Annotated in this window: 24 protein-coding genes and 1 pseudogene; all 25 read right to left on the bottom strand. The window is 34.8% G+C overall.

The window, feature by feature from the left end; translation table 11 throughout:
* Positions 1–5: 5 nt before the first annotated feature.
* The 25 genes and pseudogenes from QGM71_RS11120 to QGM71_RS11000 all read right to left on the bottom strand — a co-directional run bounded on the left by QGM71_RS11120 (position 6) and on the right by QGM71_RS11000 (position 24,928).
* Complete coding sequence (locus tag QGM71_RS11120; RefSeq protein WP_327607617.1) at positions 6–1,181, bottom strand: nucleotidyltransferase domain-containing protein; 1,176 nt, start codon at positions 1,179–1,181, stop codon at positions 6–8.
* The gene (locus QGM71_RS11115) at positions 1,174–1,638 is read right to left on the bottom strand and encodes a lasso peptide biosynthesis B2 protein (protein WP_327607616.1); all 465 of its coding nucleotides are present in this window, start codon (positions 1,636–1,638) and stop codon (positions 1,174–1,176) included. The genes QGM71_RS11120 and QGM71_RS11115 overlap by 8 nt, the downstream gene beginning before the upstream one ends.
* Before the next feature lie 39 nt (positions 1,639–1,677).
* On the bottom strand, positions 1,678–1,968 hold the full coding sequence (locus QGM71_RS11110; RefSeq protein ID WP_327607615.1) for a lasso peptide biosynthesis PqqD family chaperone: 291 nt from the start codon (positions 1,966–1,968) through the stop codon (positions 1,678–1,680).
* Positions 1,965–2,894 (bottom strand): aldolase, encoded by a 930-nt coding sequence (locus tag QGM71_RS11105; RefSeq protein ID WP_327607614.1) that lies wholly within the window; start codon positions 2,892–2,894, stop codon positions 1,965–1,967. Before QGM71_RS11105 ends, QGM71_RS11110 begins: the two co-directional genes overlap by 4 nt.
* Before the next feature lie 83 nt (positions 2,895–2,977).
* Positions 2,978–3,139 (bottom strand): paeninodin family lasso peptide, encoded by a 162-nt coding sequence (locus QGM71_RS11100; protein ID WP_327607613.1) that lies wholly within the window; start codon positions 3,137–3,139, stop codon positions 2,978–2,980.
* 19 nt (positions 3,140–3,158) lie between these two features.
* Positions 3,159–5,096 carry an asparagine synthase-related protein gene (locus QGM71_RS11095; RefSeq protein ID WP_327607612.1) on the bottom strand — a complete coding sequence of 646 codons (1,938 nt, stop codon included), beginning with the start codon at positions 5,094–5,096 and terminating at the stop codon, positions 3,159–3,161.
* A 255-nt stretch (positions 5,097–5,351) separates the two neighbouring features.
* Positions 5,352–5,492, bottom strand: a complete 141-nt coding sequence (locus QGM71_RS11090; RefSeq protein WP_327607611.1) for a paeninodin family lasso peptide — start codon at positions 5,490–5,492, stop codon at positions 5,352–5,354.
* Positions 5,493–5,498: 6 nt separating this feature from the next.
* Positions 5,499–7,430, bottom strand: coding sequence for a lasso peptide isopeptide bond-forming cyclase (locus QGM71_RS11085; RefSeq protein ID WP_327607610.1), 1,932 nt, complete (start codon positions 7,428–7,430; stop codon positions 5,499–5,501).
* Positions 7,431–7,481: 51 nt separating this feature from the next.
* Positions 7,482–7,903 (bottom strand): annotated as a pseudogene (gene rfbC, locus QGM71_RS11080) (dTDP-4-dehydrorhamnose 3,5-epimerase); the annotation flags it as partial.
* Between the two features lie 38 nt (positions 7,904–7,941).
* Complete coding sequence (gene rfbB / locus QGM71_RS11075; RefSeq protein WP_327607609.1) at positions 7,942–8,970, bottom strand: dTDP-glucose 4,6-dehydratase; 1,029 nt, start codon at positions 8,968–8,970, stop codon at positions 7,942–7,944.
* A gap of 15 nt (positions 8,971–8,985) precedes the next feature.
* Entirely contained in the window at positions 8,986–9,891 is a 906-nt protein-coding gene (gene rfbA, locus QGM71_RS11070) for a glucose-1-phosphate thymidylyltransferase RfbA (protein ID WP_327607608.1), read from the bottom strand.
* A gap of 685 nt (positions 9,892–10,576) precedes the next feature.
* Positions 10,577–10,765: a hypothetical protein gene (locus QGM71_RS11065; RefSeq protein ID WP_327607607.1), complete on the bottom strand. Its 189-nt coding sequence runs from the start codon at positions 10,763–10,765 to the stop codon at positions 10,577–10,579.
* A gap of 73 nt (positions 10,766–10,838) precedes the next feature.
* Positions 10,839–12,005, bottom strand: a complete 1,167-nt coding sequence (locus QGM71_RS11060; protein WP_327607606.1) for a phosphotransferase — start codon at positions 12,003–12,005, stop codon at positions 10,839–10,841.
* 26 nt (positions 12,006–12,031) lie between these two features.
* Positions 12,032–13,822, bottom strand: coding sequence for an ABC transporter ATP-binding protein (locus QGM71_RS11055; protein ID WP_327607605.1), 1,791 nt, complete (start codon positions 13,820–13,822; stop codon positions 12,032–12,034).
* A 72-nt stretch (positions 13,823–13,894) separates the two neighbouring features.
* Positions 13,895–15,145: a glycosyltransferase gene (locus tag QGM71_RS11050; protein ID WP_327607604.1), complete on the bottom strand. Its 1,251-nt coding sequence runs from the start codon at positions 15,143–15,145 to the stop codon at positions 13,895–13,897.
* Between the two features lie 30 nt (positions 15,146–15,175).
* The gene (locus QGM71_RS11045) at positions 15,176–16,366 is read right to left on the bottom strand and encodes a glycosyltransferase (RefSeq protein ID WP_327607603.1); all 1,191 of its coding nucleotides are present in this window, start codon (positions 16,364–16,366) and stop codon (positions 15,176–15,178) included.
* Between the two features lie 66 nt (positions 16,367–16,432).
* Positions 16,433–17,428: a glycosyltransferase gene (locus QGM71_RS11040; protein ID WP_327607602.1), complete on the bottom strand. Its 996-nt coding sequence runs from the start codon at positions 17,426–17,428 to the stop codon at positions 16,433–16,435.
* Between the two features lie 10 nt (positions 17,429–17,438).
* Positions 17,439–18,434 carry a glycosyltransferase gene (locus QGM71_RS11035; protein ID WP_327607601.1) on the bottom strand — a complete coding sequence of 332 codons (996 nt, stop codon included), beginning with the start codon at positions 18,432–18,434 and terminating at the stop codon, positions 17,439–17,441.
* A 17-nt stretch (positions 18,435–18,451) separates the two neighbouring features.
* Positions 18,452–18,868 (bottom strand): adenylyltransferase/cytidyltransferase family protein, encoded by a 417-nt coding sequence (locus QGM71_RS11030; RefSeq protein WP_327607600.1) that lies wholly within the window; start codon positions 18,866–18,868, stop codon positions 18,452–18,454.
* The gene (locus QGM71_RS11025) at positions 18,855–20,042 is read right to left on the bottom strand and encodes a CDP-glycerol glycerophosphotransferase family protein (protein ID WP_327607599.1); all 1,188 of its coding nucleotides are present in this window, start codon (positions 20,040–20,042) and stop codon (positions 18,855–18,857) included. The genes QGM71_RS11030 and QGM71_RS11025 overlap by 14 nt, the downstream gene beginning before the upstream one ends.
* A 15-nt stretch (positions 20,043–20,057) precedes the next feature.
* The gene (locus QGM71_RS11020; protein ID WP_327607598.1) at positions 20,058–21,089 is read right to left on the bottom strand and encodes a glycosyltransferase family 2 protein; all 1,032 of its coding nucleotides are present in this window, start codon (positions 21,087–21,089) and stop codon (positions 20,058–20,060) included.
* Between the two features lie 14 nt (positions 21,090–21,103).
* Complete coding sequence (locus QGM71_RS11015; protein WP_327607597.1) at positions 21,104–22,282, bottom strand: glycosyltransferase; 1,179 nt, start codon at positions 22,280–22,282, stop codon at positions 21,104–21,106.
* Complete coding sequence (locus QGM71_RS11010) at positions 22,254–23,408, bottom strand: glycosyltransferase family 1 protein (RefSeq protein WP_327607596.1); 1,155 nt, start codon at positions 23,406–23,408, stop codon at positions 22,254–22,256. Before QGM71_RS11010 ends, QGM71_RS11015 begins: the two co-directional genes overlap by 29 nt.
* Before the next feature lie 20 nt (positions 23,409–23,428).
* Entirely contained in the window at positions 23,429–23,770 is a 342-nt protein-coding gene (locus tag QGM71_RS11005; protein ID WP_327607595.1) for a helix-turn-helix domain-containing protein, read from the bottom strand.
* Between the two features lie 3 nt (positions 23,771–23,773).
* On the bottom strand, positions 23,774–24,928 hold the full coding sequence (locus tag QGM71_RS11000; protein ID WP_327607692.1) for a DegT/DnrJ/EryC1/StrS family aminotransferase: 1,155 nt from the start codon (positions 24,926–24,928) through the stop codon (positions 23,774–23,776).
* Positions 24,929–24,970 lie beyond the last annotated feature (42 nt).

Below are 24,970 nucleotides of genomic sequence, written 5' to 3'. Positions count from 1 at the left end.
TCCTCCTATTGTAAAGCATGCTTTCTCGTCTTTCTCCATGCCCATAAAAAAGGGCGTAGTGGAAAATATAAAAAATGGATTCGGTTGGGCAGTGGTAATGCTTCCTTGTCCTCTGGATATGGATGCAGAAAGCTAATTATGAAGAAAAACTTTTGCTCTAATGACATTAATGAAAATAAATGGCGCTTATGATAGCGAGCTACTTCTTCTGGCACTGGATCTGTATGTAAATTAACCATACGCTCAAGGTAAAATACTGCCTGTTGAGCAAGTTGATTGATAGATTTATTAGACGTTAAATACGCTATTTCATTCGCAGAACCCGAGTCTACTAGTTGTGATGCCAAAATAATCGCCTGACCACCTGCTCGATGGTAACGATATTTACCTAAGGTTTTCATGGTCAGTGCCCAATCAACATCTTTCTTTATCAATTGGCCTATATCCATCAGCCAGCGAAGACGTGACCAACCATGACGGGAGCCATGAGAGACGAGAAACAAAAACAGATCTTCCTTGCTGAGTATGTAAATAGAAGTGCCTGTCAACTTGCTTTTACGCTTTCTTTTCCATAGCTCGTCAAATCCCGGTTCCCTGGCAGGACCTGGATTAAGTCTCCAATGGATTTCCAGCTTAATTCGTTTCTGAGGATGAAAAAAGGTAATATGATGATGTCTCCACTTCCAATCATTCAACACTGTTTGAATGTAATCATCTTTTACATACCCCTCCTCTACAAGAAGCTCCTCCGCTTTTTCGAGTTTATCTATTGGAATTAATATATCCAAATCACTGGAAGTCCGGAGAGAAATATCCCCATATAGATCATGAGCAAGTGCTGGTCCTTTTAAAAATAGAAGTGGCAATTGTTTCGCAGAAAATATTTTAGCAACCTTTTCCATTTCTCCACTTAAATAAAGCATTTGAAATGTATTCTTTTTATACTGCTGGGAGATAAATTCAATAACATAAGGGGGGATCATATCTGAGTTGGTCACTTTTAACTTAGAAAAAAGTAATGGGAAAATACGATGGTGCATGCTTAATTCCATAAAGAGATTCCAATCGACAGCAGTAAACAGTTTCGAGTGGAGATCAACTACGGTATCGTAATCGCTTCTAAGTAATTCAAGTAGTAGCTTTAATTCTTTAGGTACATCCTCTAAATTAAGATTATCCATCACTTGCTCCTTTACAACAGATATTTTTAGCAAATTTACTAACAACCGTGAAACGTTCCATACCTTCTGAACCAGTTATATAATAAGGACCACTACGCAGCCAAGCATGCGCAATTAACTGACCTGATTTTTCTTTAGCAGTCCCTAGATAAAGCGTACTTTCAATTTTCCTTCTCTCGAGCATTCTCATTGCAGCAATCGCCTTCACAAGACATTGACTTTCCCACAACGTATAGCTACTGGCTATATGGATTGCTTGCGAAATATCCCTTAACTGCTGCCGATCAGTTAAACTCGGAAACACACTCGTTTCTTCCATTTGCTCTCCAAGAGAAGGCGCAACTCTAACAAACGGGAGACTCTTAAGAATACGCGCATAACCCAAATAATAATAAGATTCGAATAAGAGCATTTTCATTTTCCAAGTTAATTTTAAAAATATACCAAGCTTTATCATAGTCTTCTGCTCCCTTCATAGATACTAGAGTTGCACCTCCTACTCTATTTGCACCAAATCTTCCGCAGCTAAGAGATCTAAAAAGGAAATAACCTGTTCTTGGCATGCAGATTGTTCCACGTCGTACTGCGTGGTTAATTGTCTAACCAGCTCTTCAATAGTAATAGGAGCTTTGACCCGTTCCCATATTTCTCCACCCATATGCCCCAAATTAAAGTACTTCCCATTATGAATACTCAGCATCACTTTCTCCCCATCCATATCACTAACAATATTCCCTTCCTTTTGACTTACCATATGACTGATCGATAACGTGCTTTTTCTGTTCATACCTTCACGTCCTTTTTGATTTTAGTTAAAATTATTTCGGCCAAATCATGAGCTGAAAAACGGAACTCAGGTCTACATAGTTGGTATATTTCCAACTTGTTAACTATTTTTGCAGTAGTATTAAAATGCCAGTCCATTAACCCTGAACGTTCAAGTAGAAAATTGCGGTATGTATGCTGAAATAATGTATGAAATCGTTCTAGTTTTTGGATGCAATTAGCTTTGATTTCTTCATCCTCCTTTTTAATTAGTTCAAACACCCCAGCAAGAGGCAGTGGTTTATCTGCAAACTGATCACTAACTGGAACAGCAAATTTTGTTTCCCGATCAATGATTGGTCTTAGATGCTTGGATTCCATTCCAAACTGATTTAAGCTTTCCATCCATAATTTTTGTTGGGGGTATGCTGGGGTAACAATAGGTGTATGATCTTCAGTTAGAGTAACTGGAATGACATCATCACTGAGTAGATGATACCCTTTCTGTAAGAATACCGAGGCAAGCGTCGATTTCCCGGCACCTGAATCACCTACAATCGCATATGCATTACCATCTATCGCTACCGCGCTGCCATGTAGTGGGAGGGTTTTTCGTTGCATGAGAAGTGCTCCCATACAAGTGCCTAGGATGTAGAGGCGGACTTGGTCTTCGTTAGCCTGATCGTATGGATAGACAGAAATTGTACTCCCTGACTCCACCATGTAAATAGCTACCTCTGGAACTTCAAACATACAAAAGTTTTCTTGGACGCTAAAGTGTCTGTTTGGTTCAGTCATTTCAACCCATAGTTGAAGAAGATCTGCTTTTCGCACCACTATATCGGGCGCTTTAATTCTAGGAAGTTGAGGTAATTCTGGTAAATAAAAGTCGCTTGAAATTGTCAGTCCAAATGCTTTGTAGATCGTATCACCGGCTATGTCTGCCATTTAGTTTCACCTGCTTTTTTTATGGTTGCCCTTACACTTAATCGAAGTATAAGGGCTGATTTTTAAGTAGAAATTAACTATACTTAACTACCATTCAAGCAACTTGCTTGTGACGTTTCAGGATCAAGAATTTTCCCTGGGGCCTCCCCTACATCAAAACAATCTGCATTTGCATTTCCGGGTCCATTCATTGTCATGCTAATATCAAGTACTTCCAAAACTGGTTTTTTCCATTCCATCTTCATTATCATCACCCCCTTATACTTAACTAAAACGTCTGATAAATCGATATACAATTAAACTGCGGGTTAAAACCTTAAATTCATCTGTAAACAGTAATTCAGGTTTCGGGTCATTTCCTAGCTTTGATAAACACTCCTTTATTACGTTAATATTAATAAATTCACTTATATTCTCATCTTCAGCAAGTTCATGTAATTCATTTAAAAAACCACTCCAATCCGAAGTCATGCGATGAACGACGTCTGCACCTTGTATTCCACGACTGCTTTGGTTTAGCCTCACTTTATCGGGAAGGTAATCCTTCATTGCGCGCCTTATTATGGATCTCTCCATACCTCCCGTGACATACTGTTCCTCAGGTATCGCCAGGCAAAAGCGAATTACGTTCAAATCATTCGTAGGATCTCTATCCCACAAAGAATAACGCAGTGACAAGTTAGTTGAAGCAACACCACTTTTATTCCAAACATGCGCCTGATTATAGTAATTCCTTCTATATTTCGTTAGATTTTTGAATACAATGCCATTTTCATCAAGATTATTCTCCCGAAGTTTTGCATATACATTGGTGTTTTGTGCGAAATCCCGATTAATAAATACTGGAAAATTATGTTGTTCCTTCTTGGCAAACGCGTTAGGAATTGCTCTTTTTGCAACGAATGGAAACATTACTGACTTACCAGTATTAAAATTATTACAGTATGAATCCAACTCATTGAAAAGCCGAACCCACTTTAACTTCTTAAATAACTCTGCGTAATAGTTGTATGTTAATGTCATAGATCCCCAGGATACAGAGTGATTTCCTCTCGCCCCATTTAACATTATTTTAATATCTTTTTGCTGAGCAGCCTCATTTATCCCTTTTAGCCAAAACGTGTTTTCAAAGAATTTATAGGGCATCTCCATGATGTCTAAGAAATCATCTACTTCAGACAAGGAACTTCTTCCATTAAAGCTTAAATAATTATCTGATATATTACCTATATGCCTCACTGTTTCCTTAATGTAAGGTCTTTCATCGGCTTCATAATAATGTGGAGTCCAATCTGTATAAGTGTCTTCTGGTATGTAACTATACGTATGTAACCGTTTGTTCTCTTTCCTAAGATTAGTTGCAGCAAAACTTACGACTGAACCTGAATCCAATCCACCACTTAAGTGAGAACCCACTTCTCCGTGAGTACGGGTTCTAGCTGTTACAGCGTTCTGAAACACATGCCGAAATGCTTCTTCATACTCAGCATTAGACTTAAGTTTTATCTCCTCATTAACATCTATTGCGTTATACCTTGAAACAGAAACCCTACCATCTACAACCGTTATAGTATGTGAAGGAGGGACTTGGTGAACAGATTTATAAACTGTTGAAGACATATCAACTGCTTCAACCATGGTTGGGATCGCCAGAAATTCAGCAAGCCACTCTTCATTAAGTACCTTATCAAGATATGGTAATGTGAATAACGGTTCGATTGTTGTAGAAAATGCAAACCGGGTTTCATTGCGATAAAAGTAAAGTGTCCGAGATCCCGAGAAATCTCGTGCACCAAACAGCTTCTGATTCCGTTCATCCCATATCATAAAAGCGAAATCACCATGCAAGTGGATGGGAGTAGCTTCACCCCATTTATAATAAGCAAGCAAAATCAACTGACTATCTGGCATTACCTTTCTTCGTCCCCTATCCACTTGTAACCTATCAAACAGGTCATCTCTGTTATCAATGATGGCATCAGCTGTAATTGCTAATTGTCTTTCATAGTCATAGTAAGGCAATTCTTCACCTAGTGACTCTGGAGTAATCCATTGAGCATGGCAGCCGAGGAATATATATTTATTGTTCCATGTTTTTATGTCATCGGAGGGATATTGTTGAAGTGAATTCATCATGAGTTTACTGTGTTCGTGTGAAACGGATTCTTTATTGATATGGAAAATTCCTGTTATTGCACTCATGGAAACCCTCCCTTAGCGTTACTGTTGTTCTTTAAATAGAACGCGGAAAACCAAAAAAAATACCTTCCTTATAATCAAAGTAATTAGATTCGTTTGGTTCTTTATTAAGAACATACTTAATTTATACCATCTAGACCTTTTATTGTCAATCTCTTCTTGATACTTAATTGTTAAATTTTATAACGTCAGTAGAAATGAAAAAAAGCACCTACTTTTAAATAGGTGCAAATTAATATGCTACGCGAAAATGTCTTACTAACTCACCGTTATTTCACTAAAGGGAGTTCCTGCATCAAAAGAGGCATCAGTGTATTCACCCTCTGATCCTAGCATTGTATGATGTACATCTAATACTTCCAGTACTGGTTTAATCCATTCTTTTTTCAATATTCCCACCTCCCTTCAATTATGTTTTTTTAAAAACCTAGAAAGAATTAAACATCGCATTAGCACTTTAAAGTTTGGGTTAATAGCATACTCAGGCTTTATTTCACCTTCAACCTCCTGGAGTAACTTCTTTATTACTTTGCCATCTATAAAATATGTAATTCTGCTATCACTACTAATCTGTTTTAACTCCTCGATAATAATATTCCAATATGGAGTTATTCGTTGAACCCAGTCAACACCTTGAACCCCGCGGTATCGCTGATTTAATCTAATTTCGTCAGGTAAAAAGTTTTTTGTGGAATTTCGCACAAGAGCACGGTCTAACCCCTTTTGGACATATTGATCCTCAGGTATCGATAGACAAAATCTGACCACACGCAGATCATTCGTCGGATCACGCTTCCATACCGAATATCTTAACGATAACTTAGCTGCTAATGTATTCGTAGAGTTCCAATAAAAGGCCTCCTCAAAATGCCTTTTTCTTTCTTCATATATATTAGGTGTAAAACTTTCGTATACACCTTTTTCTTTAAGACTTTTGAAAACATCAGTACTTTCAGCAAAGTCCATATTTATGTAAGAAGGTAATTTATATGCTTTAGCCTTTGAGAAAATTTGATCCATAAATGGAAAGCCAATTCTAAAGATATGTGGCAGCTTTCTTAGCCTGGCACTCCCCATATTCCTGCTATATTGGTCCAATTCCTGATAAAGCCGAATCCATTTTATTTTTTTTAACAGAATTGCGTAATAATCTAAAGAAGATCCCCATGAAATACTAAAATTCCCTCGATCACCATTAAGTAATACACCCACTCCCTCTTCATTTGCTTTCTCCACCAATCCTTCTAACCAAAAAGAATTCTCAAAGAATTTATACGGCATTTCCATCAGATCTAAAAAATCGTCTATTTGTGAGTAGGGTTCTCTCCCGTAAAAGTCTAAGTAGTGGTCTTTAATGCTTCCTACGTGACTGACTGTTGAGTGAATTTGTGCTCTCTCATTAGGTATTAATTGTTTTGGTGTGAAATCACTAAAATCCTTCGAAGGAATGTAGCTAAAGCTATCTAAACTTTGATTTCGCTCACGTAAGGTTTTTGCTGCAAAGCTAGCTACCGCACCTGAATCCAATCCACCGCTTAACTGAACACCGACTTTTTGACTGGTACGCAAGCGAGAATTAACAGCTTCTTGAAATATCTCTTGAAACGCTTCTACATATGCTTCACCTGAGCCCAGCTTTAATTGCTTATTAGAGGTTACTGTGCAGTATTTTATAAGTTTAACTTTATCTTCAGTTACAGAAATTGAATGTGAAGGTGGTATTTGCATAATACTTTGATATGGGGTAATTGAAGCATCTGTCGTTTCATACATCCCGGAAATAGCCATAAATTCCGCGAGCCATTGTTCATTCAGATCTCTTTGTACATAAGGTAAAGTTAAAAGAGGCTCAATTGTTGTACAAAATGCAAAGCGGTGTTGGATTAGAAAATAATATAATGTTCTAGTTCCAGAAAAGTCCCTGGCACCAAAAAGTTTCTGCTTTTTTTCATCCCAGATCATAAAGGCGAAGTCGCCTATTAAATGTTTCGGTGTATCTTCCCCCCATTTACAATACGCCAATAAAATCAATTGACTATCAGGCATTAACTTTCTTTCCGGTCGATCAACCTGTAGATTATTAAATAATTCATCCCGATTATCGATAATAGCATCAACTGTAATAGCTAATTGACGGTCATAGTCATAATAAGGCAGTTGCTCTCCGACTGACTCTGGAGTGATCCATTGTGCATGGCAGCCTAAAAAAACATTATCTTTTTGCCACATTTGGGCATCGTCAGCGGGGTATTTTTGTAATGCCTGCATCATACCGAAATTGTGTTCTCTAGATATAGGCTCTTTATTTAAATGGTATATTCCAGCGATAGCACTCATGGTAACCTCTCCGATTTAAACTTCTATATTTTTAAAAACAAGTAGTGAGAATTAGGAAGCATCAATTTCTGGATAAACCTTATCTTTCACCGACAATATAGGATTATTTGTTGGACTAATGATATTTATTTTCTTATCATTCCATATGATTCCTCTATCAAGTTCAGGTGCATAATAGGTGTCTACTTTATATACAACCTCTGTGTTCTCTTCAAGCGTACAGAAACCGTGGGAAAATCCTTTAGGGACTAGAAGTTGCTTTTTGTTCTCCTCGCTCAATTCAACACCAAACCACTTCCCAAAGGTGGCCGAGATTTTTCTAATATCTACTACTACATCAAGAATAGAACCGCTGACCACTCTTACTAGCTTTACCTGGGATTGTGGATTTAGTTGGTAATGCATGCCTCTTATCGTTTCTTTTCAACCGATAAGGAATTGTTATCTTGAATGAAATTATTTTCAATCCCATAGCCTCTAAGTTTTACTTTCATAGTTACCCCCCCTCCTTCTAATTGCGCGCTATCAGTGACTTATCATTACACTTGACCTGATTGAAAGCTACGTATTCTCCACTTTTTATATTTTTCCACCATTGTTGGTTATCTGAGTACCATTTCACCGTCTCTTTCAGGCCCTCATTCAAGGTATAAGTATGTTCCCATCCTAATTCCTTTATAAGTTTATTAGGGTCTATAGCATAGCGACGATCATGTCCTTTTCGGTCTTCCACATACTTTATCAATTCGTCTGACTTTCCAAGGTACTTTAATATTCCTTTTACAATATCAATATTACGCTTTTCATTATGACCGCCAACATTATAAACTTCACCTGGAGTTCCCTCATGAAGAACTAAGTCAATAGCACTACAGTGGTCTTTAACATGCAGCCAATCTCTCACATGTAAACCATCACCATATACTGGTAATTCTTTGTTTTCTATCGCATTTGTGATTATTAGCGGAATTAACTTTTCAGGAAAATGATATGGTCCATAGTTATTTGAACAACGTGTAATGTTAACATTCATTTTGTACGTTTCGTAATAGGATTTCACTATGAGATCTGCGCCTGCCTTGCTTGCAGAATAAGGACTGTTCGGAGATAACGGTGTCTCTTCTGTAAAATAACCTTTTTCTCCAAGACTTCCATAGACTTCATCTGTCGATATTTGAAGATACTTTTGAATGTTATTTCTGTAGCCAACATCCAGCAATGTTTGAGTTCCAAGCACATTTGTTTTAACAAATATAGCTGGATCATTAATGCTTCTATCAACATGAGACTCCGCAGCAAAGTTAATTATACAATTTATTTTATGTTGTTTCACCGTGGACTCTACTAACTGAACATCGATAATATCTCCTTTGACGAACTGGTAGTTCAAGATACTCTCTACATCTTTCAAATTCTCTAGATTGCCTGCATAGGTTAGCTTATCGAAGTTTACAATCTTATAGCCCGGATATTTTTTAAGCATAAACCTAATAAAATTACTTCCGATAAATCCTGCTCCACCAGTTACTAAAATATTCATATTTTCTCCTCCAGGCTATTTATTAACTAAGAGTTCTTCTCTTTCTTTGATCCTATTCATTTCTACCAATCGAAGTAAATATTGACCATACTCACTTTTCCTTAGTGGCTCTGCTAATTCTAATAATTTAGACGTTGAGATATAGCCTCTGTTATAAGAGATCTCTTCTAAGCATGCAACTTTAAAGCGCTGGCGCTTTTCAATAATCTCAATGAACTGTGAAGCTTCTAATAAAGACTCATGTGTTCCAGTATCTAGCCAAGCAAATCCACGTCCGAGTAGATCAACTTTCAACTGACCTTTAATTAAGTATTCATTAAGAATATCGGTTATTTCCAATTCTCCTCTTTCCGATGGCTTTACACTTTTGGCAACATCTATAACCTGATTATCAAAGAAGTATAAACCTGTTATGGCATAGTTAGACTTCGGAAAAATCGGTTTTTCTTCGATTGACAATACTTGCCCGTTTGAATCAAATTCAACTACACCAAACCGCTCTGGATCTTTGACATTATAGCCAAATATTGTAGCACCACTTAATTGGCTCGACACCCTTTCTAGGTGAGAAGTAAATTCATGACCGTAGAAAATATTGTCACCTAAAATTAAGGAGACATCATCTTTACCAATAAACTCTTCACCAATAATAAAAGCTTCTGCCAAACCATTTGGTTCCTCTTGTATAGAGTAAGTTAAATTAATTCCTAACTCCGTCCCATTCCCTAACAGCTGTTGAAAACGTGGTGTATCTTCAGGCGTTGATATAATAAGAATATCTTTAATTCCAGCCAACATTAAAACGGAAATCGGATAATAAATCATAGGTTTATCGTAGATCGGTAATAATTGTTTCGATATAGATTTCGTTAATGGGTATAACCTAGTTCCACTGCCTCCAGCTAAAATAATTCCTTTCATAGTAGCCCTCCTTTTAAATTAAAAAATGCACATTAAAAAACACCTCTAGTTAGACTGAGATGTTGCTTTTCATAGGATTTGGTAGTTTTTGCACATTTTTTCTTAATTGACGCATTTTAATTACAATACCATTTCCTCTATTATTATTGAGTAGTTTATAAATGGTTTCCTCTTATTTGGGAGTTAAGGGTAACTCCTATTTTAGGACCCAGCTTCTCTAATCAACTTTCCATTGTTCTCAATCTACCTCCTTCTATTTGCTCCTTTAAACTTAATAACTTACTTAATAGCCATTATTCAGATTTTTATAAGTGTAAGAATTCCCCTATTTAATGGATTGAGCACCAATTCCCGTTATATAAAATAAATGAATAATATATTTTCTTGTCTTTGTACCATTAATTATGATGTTAGAATCAGTAATTACACCATTAATTGTAAATCTCTATATTTATAGCCTTCTCACTTCCGTTTTCACAAAAGAACCTCATAAAGAATGTTTTTGCAATATCCTTTTCCCAACTTCCATTTTTGACCAAAGGCCAATTACTAATATCATTAATATCAATTATTCTCGACCATTTATCTAAGTATTTAACTCTAAGCGACTTAGCTCCCATAGCTAATAACACAGCAGCTCCATGCTTACCACGTTCAATTATAAATCTATATTGATTGCCATTCTTTAAAAAAACCCTTCTATCTTTCCAAATTCCCCACCCGGACTATATCCATTTTTGTTTACTGACTCATATATATTTACTAACCTTATGAATTCTTCTGCACCTCTTTCTTTAGAAACAGTTCCAAAGTGTTGATAACCATGGTTAGGTACCCAAGACTTCAATTTAGCAAAGTCATCCGACCATGGCATGAAAAGAGAATATTCTCTTGGTAACAATTAGTAACTTATATTATATTACCGAGATTAAAACTTATTTTATTTTCTAATTTTCTAATTCTTCGTCTGTCTCTTTAAACACTCTTATACAATTATTTATCTTAAACAGACATTTTTGAATACTATTGTTATTTGTTTGTATTTCTACTCTATTTTCAAAGTCTAAGTAAATATACTCCAAATAAAACAACATTCTGTATAGTTCCTTATTCAAACTTATATCTTGTTCACTCTCATTTATTTTCTTTTTTACATTTTTTCTAGTTTTATTTATATTTTTATTTAAGCTTAATTTAAAAGACTTGTGGTTAACACTTGTTCTTTCAAATATATTGTGATAATACATGTAATAGAAGTCGTGATACAACGATCTCTCCTTTTGTGTATCCCAATCAATTAGTATTGACTTCTTTTTATTTAATAGAATGTTCCATGCATGAAGGTCACCGTGCGTTAAGGTCAGATAAATGTATTTAATATTATTTGTATAATCTAAACTCAGTTTTTCACGAAGCCCCTCTACATACCTTTGGATATTTACCAAGCACTCCCTATCATAACCCTCTTTTTTGAGATAATTAATTCTAGTAATAATAAAACGTTCTTGATCTAAAAGGTAATCCTTTAGCATTATTTTTTTAATAGGAAATAACTCAATATTCCTTTCCCAAATCGGTAAAATGACATTATCAAAATAGGAAGTAATAGGGTAAAATCGATCTGCTTTATAAAGATTTATATACTCCTCAGATATCGATTTCTCATCAGAATTTATTTGCTTGATGTTAGGTGATATATAATAATTCCCAATACCTTTTAAATTGGTTGCTATCTTGGTGAATAATTCTTTTTTAAATTCCACTTTATACTGTGTCACAACTGTTTTTTCTTGAAGGTTGAAAATTTTGTTTCCATTTGAAGTTTTTACTAGTATGTGTCCATCATATGAAGATTCTACAAATTCATGATTATCCTTATACATATACATATACATATACTTTATAAAAATCAGATTTTTGATTATGTTAATTATTCGTAGTAATTTAATGAATCGTCCTGGTAAAATCCTAAGAAATTTATTATATGCTGTAAAATGTAGATTAAACGGCCTAGTTCTGATTAAAAGAAACCATGCTAAACTTAAAATATTCTTATCCATAGAGACATACATATCTTGTATTTTCACAAAACTTCTATCACACTCTAACCCCAAAGAGACACCCTCCTAAGTAACTTTTACTATAATGCTTTTTTATAAGTTGTTTTCTCTGAATTATCTTCAATGTCTATTAATTTACCTCCATTAATTCTGAAGACAGTATCACAGTTTTCTATTGTACTTAATCGATGCGCTATAATAATTAAGGTTTTATCTCCCTTCAAGCCATTAATTGCTTTCATAATCTCTTTTTCTGTTTCATTATCGAGCGCTGATGTAGCTTCATCCATAAATAAAATTTCGGGGTTATGATACAAAGCTCTCGCGATACCAATTCGTTGCCGTTGGCCTCCCGATAGTCTAACACCTCGTTCTCCAACAGTTGTTTCCAATTTACCTGGTAGCTGTTCAACAAACTCTTTTAATTGTGCTTGTTCTAATACCCTCCATACTTGCTCGTCATCAATATGGTTATTATCTAATCCAAATGCCACATTTCCGCGGATAGTATCATCTGATAAGAAAATAAATTGTGGGATATAGCCGATTTTCTGTTGCCATAGTGACTTTTGTTGAATTAGACTCTTATCGTCCACCAGCATATTTCCTTTTTCTGGTTCCAATAATCCAAGAATAATATCGATAATAGTAGTCTTTCCTGCACCAGATTCTCCTACAAACGCTACTGATTGACCAATAGGAATTGTTAGTGAGACATTTTCAACTGCACACTCACCTTGATCAGGATAACGATATGAAACTTCCTCTAACTTGATAGAATCAATAAAGACTTTATTTCCATCGTTTATTAATTCTTTTGGTTTTCTTGTATCAATTTGTTTTGCTCGTTCCTCTCTATTTTCAAACAAATCCTCATACACTACATATAATGCCGGCTGACTCACCCGAATAGCTGTAATTAGTGAAATTACACGTGTTATAGAAGGCATTAATCTAAATGCTGCCATCGCAAATAATGCCATTTTAGGAACAATTTCAGTTGTGTTCATGCCCTGAAAAATAATGATTAGCATTGTAATAAGCACAGTACCAACTAATAACGTTTCAATAAAAAGTCTAGGCGATTGGTCAAGCATCTTTAAATACCTTCCATTATTAGCTTTAATTTGACTTTGCTTTGTATATGCATTTACAAAGAAGTTTTCTTTTCCCGAAACTTTTACTTCTTTACTTGCTCCAAGCCCTTGATTTACCCACTTGATCATTGTTCCACTTACTTTTTGTTGCTCTGTTCCTAACTGAGTGATCTTCTTGCGGAATACATTGAAAAATATCAATACACTACTAACTAAAATGATAGAGGCTGTTAATGTTGCTATAGGGGCGGCAATGACTAGTAACGTTAGAATACATGTGATAATTAGAATTTCGGTAAGTAATTGAAAAACAGACATGATGATACCTTGAAAAACTCTGGGGACCTCTGTATTAATGTTTCTTAGTAGCTCTGCAGAATTTCGTTGTAAATGAAATGTGTAAGGTTTTGTTAGGTATTCATTAAGTAAGCTTCTTGAGAGCTTTACTTGTTGGTTTAAAATCACCCTGCACTGTGCATAAAAAAAGAATAGTAAATATAAATTTTTCATTATAAATATAGTGAATAACAATACTACAGAAAACAAGATGAAAGCATTGGTAGACCGAAAGTTAAATAATTCATATAAATAGGCTAAAATCGGCTGTTGTTGAATAAATTCCGGGTTTGTTACAATTCCTACAAAGGGAACAATCAAACCTATTCCAACAGTTTCAAATATAGCAGCGAAAATCATCATTAGTAATAAAATTAAAAGCTTTTTCTTTTCTCTTTTGTTGAATAGAAATAGTAATTTTTTTAAAACAGTATGCAACCCTCTCACACCTTTTAGTTAAGTTATTTTATACAAAATTAATTTAGTCATCTATTTTTCTATCTTATGTGTTTATTTCACATATTTTAGAGCAGACCTTTTATTCTTCTCAATTATCGAAGGAGAATTTCCATCGTCCACATATCCAAAAAAATTATTTATGTCAAAATCCTTATGGAACGTTTTTTTTCCCAAATTACTTGAAAATTCTTGACGTAATTTGTTTTCTGACAGTAGTTTTTTGACCCCATTATATATTTCTCGATCGTCCACACCTACAATTAGTCCTGTTTCCCCATTTATTATTTGTTCCTTTGCGCCAGTGAAGTCGGTTGTCACAATTGGCTTTCTTAATAATCTAGCTTCCGCAAGTGTTATACAGTAACCTTCATGCCGAGAAGGTTGAACATATACGTCACACTGTTCTATATACGGATAGGGGTTTTTATCAGTACCTAATAAGATAAATTTATCATCTAAATTATATTCTCTAATAAGCTTCTCATAGTATTTTCTCGACTCCCCATCCCCTACACAGTACCACTTGGCGTTATATCCACATTCTATTAATTTCGCTAAAACCCTTATACCAATATCTTGCCCTTTTTCAATTGCTAACCTACCTACAGTTAGAATTCTAATTCCATCAAATTCATCATTAAATCCTTTTCCCTTATCTAACTGACTACGAATTACCTCTGATGAAATAATGTGAGGAAAGAAAGTGACTTTTTCTTTTAATGCAGGTAACATTGTTTCTAATTTGACTTTTCCTTCTTTAGATACCACACATATTCTATCGTATTCATTGTAAATTCTAGAGACGAATCTTTTATCAAAACCCACTTTGGTAACATCGAAATGGACCCACTGAAACTTTCTGTTTGCTCTTATTTTTTTGGCAACAAAATAGCTTATGAAGTCCATAGGACCAGCATAAGCTACAGCAATGTCATAGTGTTCATCTAAAACAGGATACTTTTTCAACAGATACTTAAAGAAAATCCTTCTATCTTTTGTTAATTTTAATATTATGTGTAAGATTAAAAGTTTTAAGGAACCAATAATTTCCCCTTCCTTAAACATCTTAATAATTGTTTCTTTTGGAGGATAGTTTAGTCTGCGTTTTAACTCCTTAAACCCTTTAAAAAAGCGAACATTGACATCATTAGGTATATCATTTAAATAACCCCCATGCTCTAGCAGCAAATATATACTTATATCATACTTTTCTCTTGATAGTTCTGAAATCAAGTTAAGCAAAGACTTTTCGGTTCCGCCAACATTCATAGTACTCAACATAAAAACTATTTTTTTCTTCATTATTAATTCTCACTTTCAGAAAACTTATTTTTACTCAATTAGCTGATAAACCTTCTCTACCTCTTCAAGATTGCCCTTTTTCTCTGCTTTTTGATACTTTATAATGCTTTCTCTTAGGGAATGGTTATGAATGATCTTTAGAATACCTTCACATACTGCTTCCGAATTCATATCGACAACAAGACCATTTTTCTCATCAATCATCTGACTAAAAACTGCATCGAACCTCGTTGTAACTACTGGAATGTTAAGCATTCTTGCCTCAGCTATTGCAATCCCGTAACCTTCAAATTTTGAAGTTTGAACATAGACATCTGCATTCTTAATATAAGGATATGGATTGGATTCTACTCCAAGAAGAATGAAGTGATCTGTTAATTCATTTTCTTCTATATTTTTCTTTATTTCTTCTTTTAAAGGTCCTTTTCCAAGTGCATACCACCGAAAAGGTACGCCGGCATCTTTCAGTTTTTTGCAGGCATCCAGTGCTATATCATAGCCTTTTTGATGTGCGAGCCTTCCTATCGTTAATATTCTAATACCGTCAAAATTATCTTTATAGCCCTCTCCTATTATCGCCATCTCATTTATAAAATGCGGGTTGTTAATGTCATAAACAACATTTACAAGTTTCGAGTAAGCCGGAAAAGTTTCCAAGAAGATTTCTTTAGTTGTATCAGAAACAGCAACCACTTTATCGTATTGATCATAATATTTTTTTTGAAATTGTTTTTCTGTAGCTGCTAACCTATAACTAACATTCACCCATGCGATCTTTTTTTTTGCTCTCACTTTTTCCGCTACATAAAAAGTCGGAACACCCTGTGCATAGCTAATGGCTACATCGTACTCTGTTGGATTAGATTCAATAACTTTTGAAGTACTCTGCCAAAATAACCTTGCTTTTTGAGAGTTACTATATTTTTTTTTACGTAAATTTGATGAATATTTCAGTCTGGATAATAACATTCTGTATTCAGACTTAGTAATGGAAGCTATGATCGCATCATTAAGTCGCAAGTTGGAAAAATTAGTATACCTTAAAGGCTGTAGTATTTTTACTTCCTTTGGAACCAACTTCTCTAATTCCTTCCCATGTGCAAATAACATTAAATCTACCGTGAACTTAGAGTAGTCTAACAGCCCTAATAAGGTTACTAAACTCTTTTCTGCTCCAGCACAATCTAGTGAGTCAATTACAAATAATAAATTTATTTTCATATAGCAAAATTCCTCCTCACTCAAAAAGCTTATTAAGATGTACCATTATAAAAATAACTTTCTATGTTAAATCCTAGTTGTTCTTTTACTTTTTTCTCTACCGTTTTTTATTAACTCAAATAATGGTGGATTTGCACTAAACAATACACACATTAATTTTTGCTTCCAACCAATTTCCCTATGTTTTAATAGAAAAAACAAACTCTTATCAAATGTACTTTTTAATTGTTTTAATTCTTTATCAACATTCCCTATGTTGGACTTAGCCATATAATAGTACCAAAAAAACACTTCCATATAATGTTTAAGTGCTTTTTGATGTAAATCAAACTCTTTTTTGTTTCTAAAAAAAACTTCTCTATGTTTAAGTGCATAAACTCTATCAAATTTCTTAATATGGAATGGGGTATTTACTATACTACCTATTCTTTTAACATAGTAATACAACACAGTTTGAATATATGTTACTTTTTCACTGTGATAAAGAAGCTTATGAGCTACAGATTCATCATCATATAAATTTCCAAATTCATATGATATATCTTCAAATAAATGTTTTCTGTACAATTTATTCCATGAGTACACAAATGTAGCATCCTTTTTGGTATAAATTTGATTTAAAGCTTCTTTGTTATTAAAGTTTTGTACCCTGTATTCTGAATCAAACTTCATAGTATTACAGTGCTGATCCTCATCCACATTTTGAAAATCACAAACTACTATATCCGATGAATGAATGATTGCATTGTCATATAGTGTTTCAAACATAAATTCATTAATATAATCATCATTATCAACAAATCCTATATATTTTCCTATTGCTACTTCTAATCCGGCGTTTCGAGAGGATGCCACTCCACCATTTTCTTTATGAATAACTTTTACCCTTTTATCAAGATTCGCATATTCATCACAAATATTACCACTTCTATCTGTAGAACCATCATTTACAAGTATTAATTCAAATTCAGTGAATGTTTGAGCTAAAATGGAATCAACACACTTTTGTAATAAATGGTGAAGATTATATATTGGAACTATAATACTAATTTTAACTTCCATAACATACCCCCTAACCAATACTCTGGTTTCTAAACACTCTTTTCACCTGATTTGAAAACACAAGGAATCGCAAATTGTATTTCATCATGGAAACAATATATTTATATTTAAAGGATAATAATTTATTTTTCATAACATCCTCATAATTACTTAATAAATTCTTCTGGATATTTTTTAAATAGATTTTCCTATATGTTTTATCTGGTATTTGATTTAAAATATAATAAATATTATCAACACACCAATAACCATAACAAGCAACAACATCCTCTAATATTTGATCATAGTTTTTCTTCATAAAAACCAATATTTCATTCCAACCAATAAATGCATCTAATCTTGATTGATTAAATCTTGATGTTAAAATACTGTTATTTCTTTTTACATATATATATCCCAGAAAATTGGAATATACTATTTTCTGGGCATTAGCAAAAAGCTTATAGGTTGTTGACAAATCTTCATGAATTCGACCTTCAGGAAATTGAATATCCTGAAAACACTTTCTACTAAACAGCTTATTACATAGCGAGAATCGGTATAGAACACCTTTAAAAAGTTCACTCATCCCTTCTTCATTAGTGAATTCTTTTATATAAACTTCATGATTACCACCGTTTATTAATTTACCATCTATTACCCTTCCTAAATTACAAATAGCAATATCACTCTCATTTTCTTGACATAAGTGAAACAAAGTTAAATACATATCCTTTTCAATATAATCATCCCCATCTACAAATCCAATATAATCACCCTTCACTAATTCGACTCCTGCGTTTCTAGCAGAGCTAACTCCACCATATTCTTTGTGAACAACAATAATCCTAGAATCCTTGGCTGCATATTCATCACAAATCACCCCACTATCATCTGTAGATCCATCATTTACCAGAATGACTTCGAAGTTAGTAAAGGTCTGAGCAATAATACTATCCAGACACTTTCTGAGATACGCCTCTACGTTGTAAACAGGCACAATAATACTAATCGTTGGTGGGCTCATAGAAAATCATCCTTCCTCTACACTTTTATTTTTTCTTTTACAAGTGTGGACGACACGCCTTTTGTATAGGGGAAGTAAACAATATCAACACCTACTTGATCAAACTGGCTCTCCAATTCATTAAAAAGTGAATTCCCTTTCCAATCATCCCCAACAAACATGGCGTCGAAATCCAACTTCTCCCATGCAGCAAATTTATCTCTTGTTATTTGGGATACAACCAGGTCGACATATTTTATGCCTTCTACAATCTCTATTCGCTCTTCGTAGGGAATTACTGGTCTCTTTTTCTTGTATTCCTCTACTAGTTCATCGGTACTGACGCCTACTATTAAATAGTCACATCGCTCTTTGGCACGTTTCAATACGTTTAAGTGACCGACGTGGAAGAGGTCAAATACACCTGTGGTATAACCTGTTTTATACTGCTTCATGGCTACCCTCCTTGGTTTTGTTAAAGCATTTTTCAGTTATTTGTTTAAGTAAGTATTCAGTAGCTCTTCCTCGTTCATAGGATCCAATGCTAGTTGAAAACTCTTGTAATCTTCTCCTGTAATCTACAGAATCAAAACTTTCTATTCTCAGTAGTAATTCATTTATTGTGGTCGCATGATAGAAGGGTAAGTCAGTTAAGTTAAAATAAAGCTTTCTGTCATTCTTTAAATAATCGATTACGTCTGGGACATATAAGAAACAAGGAAGACCTGTTAATGCATAGTCAAACATTAGCGAAGAATAATCTGTAATAAGCACATCTGAAATCCCCAGCAGTTCTTGTATATCATCATATTCAGTGACATCAATTACCTGATCACCATAGACCAATTCACTTGATTGAGAGATTAAATGTGGATGTAACTTAACTAAGAAAGTCCAATTACCACCAAATCTTATGTGTAACTCCTCTATGATCTTTTCGTAATCTAAATTATAAATATCCACTTGGTTATCTTTTCTGAATGTTGGAGCATATAAGATTATATTTGCCTTAGAGCTAACTCCAAGAGATTTTAAAATCTTATGCCTTAGATGCACATTATCTTCAAATAAAACATCATTTCTAGGAATACCCTGTTCAAATATCTCACCCTCATACCAGAACGATCTTCTGAATATATCTGTGCTGTAGGAACAGCCTGATAATAATAAATCACATTTCCTTGAATCCTTTTTAGCCATCTCCACATAGTTATCAGGGAGTGTATCTTCGGTATCTTTCTCAATTTGTTTTAACCGTAAAGAGCTATGCCAGGTTTGAATGTAATATTGCCTTTTTCTTTTAACAAATAAGTTCGTCGTTCTAAAGTTTGTGATGACAACCTTAGAAGTACACAGTTCATAAAAATACTTTAAGGACATCGTTTTAACCTTGCGGACTCCTATAAGCTGCTCCTTTGAAGCAGGATCATTAAAGGCCCATACCAGATCAAATGTCTGCTCGGGATAATGATCTACTATATATTTGGTTATGTACTTCGGACTGCAGCCATATTGGCTTCCATAATAACTGAATAGAAATATCTTATTATGTTTAATAGGGAGGCAGTTAAAGATATATATAATGGCTAGTGATACCAGTTCCTTTAAACGATTAATTACTTTGATCATTAAATGACTCCCTTTTCATAGATTGATTCTCTTTAACCCCTTATTTGCTGGTATGATCTTCACTTTTCTTATTGACTTTCTAACTGCAAGGTAAAAAAGATTCAGATAAGGATGTATACGAAAAAACATCAGCTGTCTATAGAGCTGATGTTCATTTCTAGCCGATATTATAAATTGATTATGATTTTTCTCAATGTAGTTCTTAATCTTATTTCGATTGTAACCAGTTGAATCCTTTTTTCTATTTAAGAGCAGCAGATAATAATGTTCAAGATTAGCCTTCAACAACATTCTGTAAGATTGATTAACAAGTTCTGGATAGTTATGCTGTATGAACTGATGTCTTTCCTTTAAGCCCCTAATAAAGTCTAAATTCTTCAGACTGTATGCTGCAACAATACTATCATCACGTTGGTAATAGTTATAAAAAGGTTTGTTAAGAAGGACATAGGTGTTTACGCGATCCATTACTTTATGTGCCCAAAAAACATCTTCAAAAAACACACCTTTTTTGAAAGGAATATCTTTAATTAAATTGGTTTTATAAAGCTTTCCCCATGCAAAGTTTTTAACTCGTTTATTATCAACCAGCTCATGCATGAGCTGCTTTTTTTCCATGACTACTACATTTTCTTCTGGAGGGTAACTTCTAGTATCATAGAGTAAATAATCATCATGGGCATAATAAAAGGCTGATTGAACAACATCAGCTTGATAATCCACCATGTTATTGACCATTAATTCGATCATATTCAGATCCAGCCAATCATCACTGTCGACAAACATAATGTATTCACTGGTTACATGTTTCATTCCATAATTTCTAGCATCAGATAACCCTCCGTTTTTCTTGTGGAAAACTTTTATGCGATCATCTTCAGCCTGATAATCATCTGCAATTTCACCACAGCTGTCCGGGGATCCATCGTCTACTAAAATAATCTCCAGATCAGAATAAGTTTGGTTAATAATACTATCTAAACACCTGTTCAGATACATTTCTACCTTGTATATAGGAACAACAACACTAACTTTTCCTTTTTGCAACGATTATTGCCCTCCTAAACTATTCTATACAGCTTTTCCAGTTCTTCTCTGTTTTGATAGTCTGTTTTCCTGCAGTTAGATTCTAACTGTTTTCTAAGTTCCACATCCATATATAACCTCTCTATTCCATTTGCAATTCCCTCAATGGAAAGCTCACATATTGCTCCATCAAAGCCATCCTTGATCTGGCTCGGTGCCGTAGAATAATTTGTAATTAATACTGGTTTTCCAAGTATTTGCGCCTCACCTACCGTAACGGCCTTTCCTTCATACCTTGATGGTTGAACATATAAGTCTGCTGCCTTCATAAATGAATACGGATTGATTTGTTTTCCTAATAATATAAAGTCATCTTTTAAATCATTTTCTGCTATCAGCTCTTGCAGCGCTTTTTCATCGCCACCATAACCGACAACATACCAGGAAAAATTGTTGAACCCTCTATCCTTTAATAGTTTCAAAGCTTTTATAGCATTATCAATTCCTTTTGCATGTGATAATCTAGCTACTGTTATCAGTTTAAAACGTGAATCACCCAGCATCGGATTTTCAACCTCTTTTTCCGCTAAGTCTCTAACAAAATCTGGAGATGTTATGTTTTCAATTACAATAACTTTCTCTTTTAAAACAGGGTATTTTTTGATAAACGCATCCTTACAATCCACAGATACTGCAACGATGTAATCAAAATTACTCCACATAGCCACATCTGTATTTTTATTTGTATTTACAGCTGAGAAGTCCGTATGTATCCACGCAATTTTTGTTTTTGCCTTCACCTTTTCCGCCACTGCATAATGTGGCCACAAGTAGCTGATTGCAATATCGTATTCCTCCTCCAGATTGGGCAGGAATGGCAGTGCGTATTTCCACATATACTGCATTTGTTTATATCCTGGTTCTGATGTACTACCCAAGCTTGCATTAAATTTAGCTGCAATTCTTGTTAGGCCTATAAGCATACTTCCTGATTTTAAGATTTCTCCTACTGGCATTCTAAACGATTTATAAGCTTTCAATTCCCCCAATAAATTTACTTTATCAGGGATCAAATCCATAAAATCACCAGTATGACTGTACAGCATTAGATCAATTGTGTTAATTTCATAATCAAAGTTATTCAGCATGCTTATAAGACTTCTTTCCACGCCACCAACTTCCATATCAAAGGAGGCGATCAATATCTTTTTCATATGCTTCACCTACATTAGATTGATAGATCTGCATTAATGTGGAAATTCCTTCTGTTAAGGAATACCCGCTCTGTTCAAATCGATTAACAATTTCATTTGTATTTCTCTCTTTTTTGTCTGCTAAATCTATTATTTTGTCTGCCCAAACAGTAGGTCCATCGTCTAACGAAAGAGTTGTAACCAAACCCAATCCAACATCTGCTTCAGGCTGTATAGCTTCAGACACCACACATGGAACTCCACTAGCCTGTGCCTCTAATAAAACGAGCCCTAACCCTTCATATATAGATGGGAAAACAAATACATGCATACTGTGAAGTATCGTTGAGATATTCTCTCTAACCCCCACAAACCTTATATTATCAAGGAGTTCTAATCTCTTAGCCTCTTCTTCAACTTGCCCTTTTAAGTCTCCGCCTCCGATAAGCAGCAATTTTATGGTTGGATTTAAATTGACTATGTTTTTCATTATATCTAATAAAAACGAATGATTCTTTGCTTCGATAAATCTGCCAATATGACCTATTACAATACCATTTCCAAGACCTTCTTCCACCTTAAACTTATTTATTTCTTTTTTAGGTGCGTTTAAAAACGATGTGTAATCAATTACGTTTGGAAAATAGGAGTATTTGGTGTTCGCCACCACGCTCTTTCCGTATAAATACATTCCAGCACCGTCACTGCATGATAATAACTTAGTCGAAAAACCATTAATTAGTAGACGCATAAGTTGAATATACATTTTTCTCGCAACTGAATCACTAGTGTCTGAAGTAGTATGGGCATGAGATATTCTAATATTTACTCCAGCTATTAGGGCTGCTATAGTTGCAATCCCACAATGAAATAACGTATGGGCATGGACTGCATGATAAGGACCATGTATTTTAATGGCACGATAAAGTTCTCTAATCGAGGTAGTCTTTCTAAGCTTTATAATTTTCCCGCCTAGTCTTTCTATTTCGTGATCATAGTCTGCTTCTTTATTGTTGTACGAAATAAAGTCAAACTGTATCTTCCGATGATTTATGTTTCTGTATATATTCATTAACATCGTTTCTGTACCAGCTCTATTCATTGCTCCAACAACTTGAAGAATCCTAATTGGCTTCCTATTTTTCATTTTTTTTCCCCTTTTTAAATCTAACCTAATTCATTTTTCTCCTTTTGCCACTTCGCAAATTCAATTACCGTCTTATATTCCTGCAGCTGTTCAGTCTCCACGCCTGATTCTTTTAACTCCCTTACAAAATCCAACCATTCCCCCTCTGGTAGTGTATTAGGGCCAGATTTCGAACCAAGCAGTGTTTGAAGATCAACATTCAAGACGGCCGATATTTTTTCAATGATTAAAATAGATGGATTTTGTGTTATATCCCGTTCTAAATTACTTAAATACGACTTTGATATCTCTGCTCGAACAGCACACTCTGATAACGTAAGTCCCCTTTTTTCCCGTAGCTTTTTAATGTTTTCTCCTATCATCGTTTATACCTCATGTTTTCCTAGAATCAAATAACTCCTATTAATAATGGTTTTATTAAATACATCTCTAAAGCATTTAATGACACGGAGCTGTTCTTCTCCAGTCAATCCTGAACCAGAGGGGAGACAAATGCCACTTTTAAATAAGTGTTCTGCCACATGATTGTTTTCTTCGTGGGGGTAGTATTGACAACCTTGGAATAATGGCTGGGTGTGAAGAGGCTTCCATACTGGCCGCACTTCTATATTTTCCTTTTCAAAGGATTTCAGTAAGCGACTTACAGTGACACCAGATTCAGCTTCATTTATGGTAAGTGTAGTCAGCCAACGATTCATTCTCGTATTCTCTAACTCAGGCATAAAGTTAATTCCTGGAAGGTCAGCTAACCCGTGGTAATAAATTTCAAATATATTTCTTCTCGTCTCTACCCGACTTGCTAAAACTTCCAATTGGGTTCTGCCTACACCTGCTAATAAATTACTCAGCCGATAATTATATCCGGTAACACTATGCTGGTAATGTGGAGCTGGATCACGCGCCTGACTAGCTAAAAAACGAGCTTTGTTAATGGCTTCTGTATTGTCTGATACAAGCATTCCTCCTCCAGAGGTGGTAATGATTTTATTTCCATTGAACGAATAGATTCCAAATTCACCAAATGTACCACTTACTCTGCCCTTATAGGTGGTACCAAGAGATTCAGCTGCATCCTCTATTATCGGAACATCGTACGTGTTGCAAATTTCAATAATTTCATCCATCTTTGAACTTTGCCCATATAAGTTAACGACAATGACTGCTTTAGGAAGGTTTCCCTCGCGTCCAGCCTCTTGCATGGCTTTTATTAGTGCCTGTGGTGACATATTCCATGAATCTGGCTCTGAATCAATGAAAACAGGATCTGCCCCTTGATACAAAATCGGATTAGCGCTCGCTACAAATGTCAGCGTGGAGCAAAATACTTTATCCCCATTGCTTACATTTAATAAGGCAAGAGCTAAATGTATTGCGGCCGTTCCTGAGCTAACTGCCAGTGCTGCTTTGACCCCAACAGCTTTCGCAAATTCTACTTCAAATGCATCCACGTTAGGTCCTAATGGAGCAATCCAATTTGTTCTAAAGGCTTCATTTATATAATGTTGCTCTTTCCCGCTCATATGAGGTGGAGATAGTAATATTTTCGGTTTTGTCACTAGAGC

It is taken from the genome of Virgibacillus tibetensis (assembly GCF_036026595.1).
GTDB lineage: Bacteria > Bacillota > Bacilli > Bacillales > Amphibacillaceae > Virgibacillus_P > Virgibacillus_P tibetensis.
Note: the sequence above shows the minus strand (reverse complement) of the source record. Positions and strands in the feature narration are given on the sequence as shown.

Excerpts from the sequence above, each read along its gene's own strand:
- QGM71_RS11110 (WP_327607615.1), bottom strand. The coding sequence starts at position 1,968 with ATGAACAGAAAAAGCACGTTATCGATCAGTCATATGGTAAGTCAAAAG.
- QGM71_RS11025 (WP_327607599.1), bottom strand. The coding sequence starts at position 20,042 with ATGATCAAAGTAATTAATCGTTTAAAGGAACTGGTATCACTAGCCATT.
- QGM71_RS11000 (WP_327607692.1), bottom strand. The coding sequence starts at position 24,928 with ATGAGCGGGAAAGAGCAACATTATATAAATGAAGCCTTTAGAACAAAT.
- QGM71_RS11015 (WP_327607597.1), bottom strand. The coding sequence starts at position 22,282 with ATGAAAAAGATATTGATCGCCTCCTTTGATATGGAAGTTGGTGGCGTG.
- QGM71_RS11050 (WP_327607604.1), bottom strand. The coding sequence starts at position 15,145 with ATGAAGAAAAAAATAGTTTTTATGTTGAGTACTATGAATGTTGGCGGA.
- QGM71_RS11065 (WP_327607607.1), bottom strand. The coding sequence starts at position 10,765 with ATGCCATGGTCGGATGACTTTGCTAAATTGAAGTCTTGGGTACCTAAC.
- rfbB (WP_327607609.1), bottom strand. The coding sequence starts at position 8,970 with ATGAATATTTTAGTAACTGGTGGAGCAGGATTTATCGGAAGTAATTTT.
- rfbA (WP_327607608.1), bottom strand. The coding sequence starts at position 9,891 with ATGAAAGGAATTATTTTAGCTGGAGGCAGTGGAACTAGGTTATACCCA.
- QGM71_RS11030 (WP_327607600.1), bottom strand. The coding sequence starts at position 18,868 with ATGAAGCAGTATAAAACAGGTTATACCACAGGTGTATTTGACCTCTTC.
- QGM71_RS11010 (WP_327607596.1), bottom strand. The coding sequence starts at position 23,408 with ATGAAAAATAGGAAGCCAATTAGGATTCTTCAAGTTGTTGGAGCAATG.
- QGM71_RS11035 (WP_327607601.1), bottom strand. The coding sequence starts at position 18,434 with ATGAGCCCACCAACGATTAGTATTATTGTGCCTGTTTACAACGTAGAG.
- QGM71_RS11115 (WP_327607616.1), bottom strand. The coding sequence starts at position 1,638 with ATGATAAAGCTTGGTATATTTTTAAAATTAACTTGGAAAATGAAAATG.
- QGM71_RS11085 (WP_327607610.1), bottom strand. The coding sequence starts at position 7,430 with ATGAGTGCTATCGCTGGAATATACCATTTAAATAAAGAGCCTATATCT.
- QGM71_RS11105 (WP_327607614.1), bottom strand. The coding sequence starts at position 2,894 with ATGGCAGACATAGCCGGTGATACGATCTACAAAGCATTTGGACTGACA.
- QGM71_RS11040 (WP_327607602.1), bottom strand. The coding sequence starts at position 17,428 with ATGGAAGTTAAAATTAGTATTATAGTTCCAATATATAATCTTCACCAT.
- QGM71_RS11045 (WP_327607603.1), bottom strand. The coding sequence starts at position 16,366 with ATGAAAATAAATTTATTATTTGTAATTGACTCACTAGATTGTGCTGGA.
- QGM71_RS11095 (WP_327607612.1), bottom strand. The coding sequence starts at position 5,096 with ATGAGTGCAATAACAGGAATTTTCCATATCAATAAAGAATCCGTTTCA.
- QGM71_RS11100 (WP_327607613.1), bottom strand. The coding sequence starts at position 3,139 with ATGAAGATGGAATGGAAAAAACCAGTTTTGGAAGTACTTGATATTAGC.
- QGM71_RS11120 (WP_327607617.1), bottom strand. The coding sequence starts at position 1,181 with ATGGATAATCTTAATTTAGAGGATGTACCTAAAGAATTAAAGCTACTA.
- QGM71_RS11005 (WP_327607595.1), bottom strand. The coding sequence starts at position 23,770 with ATGATAGGAGAAAACATTAAAAAGCTACGGGAAAAAAGGGGACTTACG.